The following is a 3,662-nucleotide window of genomic DNA, read 5'->3' on the forward strand; positions in this document are numbered from 1 at the left end:
GTCGGGCTATGTCTTCCTGTGGGGTTTTTTTACCTGCATTCGGGGCGTGTGGGTCCGGCGGGTCTTTTTGTTCACCCCAATTTCCCAATCGTTGGAGGTTGCGAACGTGGCTTTCACAACACCGACACCACCCCACGCACAGGTCGGTCCAGGTGGTCGTGAGGGGTGGTTCCGCGGCCGCCAGGGATGCCCGGTCTTGGACCTTGATCAACGGAGGATCGGGGACGTTGAGTGTCCCGGATCCTCCGTTGATCAAGGTCGCGCCAGGCGCGACCCGGTGACAGGGGAAAATTCCGGACGTTCAACGGCCGGAATCTTCCCCCGTCGACCACACCGGCCCCCAGCACCGGCTTCACGTGACCGCCGATCACACGAGTGGATAGGTAAATACGGGTCCGTCAGAACCCGAAACGCCACTCACGACCCGCTCACGCGACTTTGCCGGAACCCTGACCCTGAGGGTAGTGAAGGAGGCCTCCGCGACACGTTTGCCTTACCTCTCGATCACCGGGCGCCCACTCCACCCAGAAAAGTACCGACGAGCAGGTCGGCGGCACGCGGCGCGTCCATGTCCTCACGCGACGCGAGATGGAGGAGCTGGATCAGCAGACGGCTCGCCCAGCCGTCGGGAAGATCCGCGCGCAGGAATCCCTCGTCCGTGGCACGCCGCAGGAACGTGTCCACTTCGGCGGTGAGCCGGTTTCGACGGTCTTGGATCGACGGTTCGGCACGCATCCGGGTGAGCTCGACCGGCCAGGCGCGGTTGACCTCGATGATGCCTTCGGCATAGCGGTGCAGCGCCACCGGGACCGCCGTCTCGGTGAACCGGGCGGCTCGTACGACGTCTTCGACCGCGCTCAGCCGCGAGTCGTAGATGGCCGCCAGGAGGTCTTCGCGGGAGGCGAAACGCCGATAGACAGTGCGCCTGTCGACACCTGCTTCGGCGGCGATCGCGCCGATGCTCGCCGCCGGGTCGAGAGCGAGCATTCGCGCGCCCGTGGTCAGGACGGCTTCGAGATTGCGCGCCGCGTCAGCTCTCATGGCCGGGAATGTATCACGTCACTGTGTCGTTAACCGCCATAAGTGCTACGTTGATGTGACATTTAGAGAGGCGGAACGATGATCACGAAGGACAAGCTCTTCATCGGCGGCGAGTGGACGAAGCCGAGCGATCCGGCGCCACTGGACATCGTGTCCCCGCACGACCAGTCGGTTCTGGGCCGCGTCGTCCAGGCCCTCCCCGCGGACATCGACCGCGCCGTCGCGGCGGCCAGGGCCGCCTTCGACGAAGGGCCGTGGCCCAGGACTTCGCCCGCAGAGCGGATCGCGGTGCTCCGTCGGCTGAACGCGCTGCGGGAGGCTCGCGCGGACGAGGTCGCCGAGGTGATCTCGTCCGAGAACGGTTCGGCCCTCTGGTTCACCCGGGCCGGACAGCCCGGGGTCGGGCGGCTGGCCGCCTCCTATCTGAAGGCGGCCGAGGAATTCGGCTGGGAGGAGACACTCACCCCGTCGGATCCGAGCGCGCCGTTCCGGTCGATCGTGCGCCGCGAACCGATCGGCGTGGTCGCCGCGATCATCCCGTGGAACTCGCCGTTCTCGGCATCGCTGGCGAAGATCATCCCGGCACTTCTCGCGGGCAACACGGTCGTTCTCAAGGTCTCGCCGGAGAACTCGCTCAGCATGAGCCTGCTCGCGGACATGCTGGCGGAGGCCGGGCTGCCGTCCGGCGCGATCAGCGTGCTGCCCGCGGACCGGGAGACCAGCGAGTACCTGGTGAAGCACCCGGGCGTCGACAAGATCGCGTTCACCGGTTCGACCGCCGCCGGCCGCCGGATCGCGTCGCTGGCGGGGGAGCGGTTGAAGCGGGTCAGCTTGGAACTCGGCGGCAAATCCGCGGCCGTGATCCTGCCCGACGCGGTCCTTTCGGACGCGATCGCCGGACTGAAGTTCGGATCCCTGCTCAACAACGGCGAAGCGTGCATCGCGCAGACGCGGATCCTCGCGCCGCGCAGCCGGTACGACGAGGTCGTCGCCGGACTCAAGGAGATGATGGAGTCTCTGGTCGTCGGAGACCCGGCCGACGCCAAGACCTTCATCGGCCCGATGGTGCGGCCCGGCCAGCAGCAGCGAGTGCGCGACTACATCGAACTCGGCATCGCCGAAGGCGCGCGGCTGGTCAGCGGCGGGTCCGAAATCCCGGCGGGGCTGGACAAGGGCAACTACGTCACGCCGACGCTGTTCGCCGACGTCGACAGTTCGATGCGCATCGCCCAGGAGGAGATCTTCGGACCGGTCCTCGTCGTCCTTCCTTACGACGACGAGGACGACGCGGTCCGCATCGCCAACGACTCGGAGTACGGGCTCTCCGGCGGCGTCTGGTCGGCCGACGAGGAGCACGCGCTCTCCGTCGCGCGGCGGATGCGGACCGGGACCGTCACCGTCAACGGGGCACCGATCGGCTTCGACGGCCCCTTCGGCGGCTTCAAGGCCAGCGGCCTCGGTCGCGAATACGGTGCGGCGGGCCTCGCTCAGTACGTGGAGCTGAAGACCGTCACCGTGCCGGCGCGGTGACGGTCGAGAGCCGTCACGAGGGGCGACTTCGGGGGATCCTGATCGTGATCCGCTGGTCCTCGGCGACGATCCGCTGAAGCCGGAATCGGCAAAGGGCGTGGAACATTTCTCCCAGCGCCTCGGGGTCGATGCGGCCTTCGAGGTCGCGCCTGCTCGCGTTGAGCACCCGGCTGATCACGGCCGCGGGCACACGGCCTCCGAACTCGCCCATCAGCCAGACACCGATTTCGCCGATCTCCTCAGTGATCGTGCGCTGCGCGGTCATCAGCCTTACCCCTCTGCGTCGGAGTGCCGCCGGGCTTGCCCCGGCGAAATCGCGACGTGCGAGAGAAAACCCCATGACGGGAAACCCGCGAGATTGCTCTACTCGGCCTAACCGGACCTCCGTTGCACGGAACCGTGCAGCGGGCGGAGTGATCTCCGGGGAAACCCTGATGCGATCGACTCCGGCGTGTGTCAGCCTCGAATCGACCATTGTGGACAGTCGGAAAGGAGGGCGCACGCGTAGTGGCCCCACCAAGGGATGAAGTGACCGAGCAGTGGATAGCGGAGTTGACGGCGCTCAGTGAGCTTTACCGGTCGGCGGAGACCGAGGGGGCGGCGGAGGCGGTGTCACATGCGGGGTGGCACACCGGAGCCCGGCTCTGGCCGGGCAGCGCGAACGGGCGGCTGCTGGCCTACAACGATTCGGGCGTCGAAGCGGAGTGCGTCTTCCGGGAGGGGGAACGCACGCTCTTCAACATCATGAGTACCGGCTACGGGAGCGACACCACTGAACGCGGGTTCGCGGTGTGGAGTTCGCGGCCGGGCGCGCTGGGCGCGATCGACCCCGGGGTGACCCGGCTGGAGGTGGCCGACGCGGACGGGGCCGTCGTCCAGGCGAACATCGTCGCGCACACCTTCTCCGTGGACGTCGACCTGGGGCCGGCGCCTCGGACGGTCGACGAGGTGTTCGCGCCGTGGGAGCCCCCGGAGCTGACCGTTCGGGTGTACGGCGAGGGCGACGCGTTGCGCTATGAAGGCCCCTTGCTGGTCCAGTAACTCCCAAGTACGTGAAGGCCCCCTTCATTGCGCCTAACGCAATGAAGGGG

General features: G+C 67.4%; 4 protein-coding genes. 2 read left to right on the forward strand and 2 right to left on the reverse strand.

Annotation, left to right across the window (positions count from 1 at the left end; translation table 11 throughout):
• Positions 1-504 precede the first annotated feature (504 nt).
• Positions 505-1,041 (reverse strand): TetR/AcrR family transcriptional regulator, encoded by a 537-nt coding sequence (locus ACFWMR_RS41880; RefSeq protein WP_378382417.1) that lies wholly within the window; start codon positions 1,039-1,041, stop codon positions 505-507.
• 78 nt (positions 1,042-1,119) lie between these two features.
• Between ACFWMR_RS41880 and ACFWMR_RS41885 the strand changes: the two genes are divergently transcribed.
• Positions 1,120-2,571, forward strand: coding sequence for an aldehyde dehydrogenase (locus ACFWMR_RS41885; protein ID WP_378382418.1), 1,452 nt, complete (start codon positions 1,120-1,122; stop codon positions 2,569-2,571).
• A 13-nt stretch (positions 2,572-2,584) separates the two neighbouring features.
• On the opposite strand, the gene ACFWMR_RS41890 is transcribed toward ACFWMR_RS41885, so the two are convergent.
• Positions 2,585-2,836, reverse strand: coding sequence for a hypothetical protein (locus ACFWMR_RS41890; protein WP_378280138.1), 252 nt, complete (start codon positions 2,834-2,836; stop codon positions 2,585-2,587).
• 263 nt (positions 2,837-3,099) lie between these two features.
• Between ACFWMR_RS41890 and ACFWMR_RS41895 the strand changes: the two genes are divergently transcribed.
• A complete protein-coding gene (locus tag ACFWMR_RS41895) occupies positions 3,100-3,612 on the forward strand; it encodes a hypothetical protein (RefSeq protein WP_378382419.1) in 513 nt (170 codons plus the stop codon).
• The last annotated feature ends 50 nt before the right edge of the window (positions 3,613-3,662 follow it).

It is taken from the genome of Amycolatopsis thailandensis, from assembly GCF_042723255.1.
In the GTDB taxonomy this organism is placed as follows: Bacteria; Actinomycetota; Actinomycetes; order Mycobacteriales; family Pseudonocardiaceae; genus Amycolatopsis; species Amycolatopsis thailandensis.

What these genes read in the sequence shown, in the direction of transcription:
- ACFWMR_RS41885 (WP_378382418.1), top strand. Translation starts at nt 1,120, where the DNA reads ATGATCACGAAGGACAAGCTCTTCATCGGCGGCGAGTGGACGAAGCCG.
- ACFWMR_RS41880 (WP_378382417.1), bottom strand. Translation starts at nt 1,041, where the DNA reads ATGAGAGCTGACGCGGCGCGCAATCTCGAAGCCGTCCTGACCACGGGC.
- ACFWMR_RS41890 (WP_378280138.1), bottom strand. Translation starts at nt 2,836, where the DNA reads ATGACCGCGCAGCGCACGATCACTGAGGAGATCGGCGAAATCGGTGTC.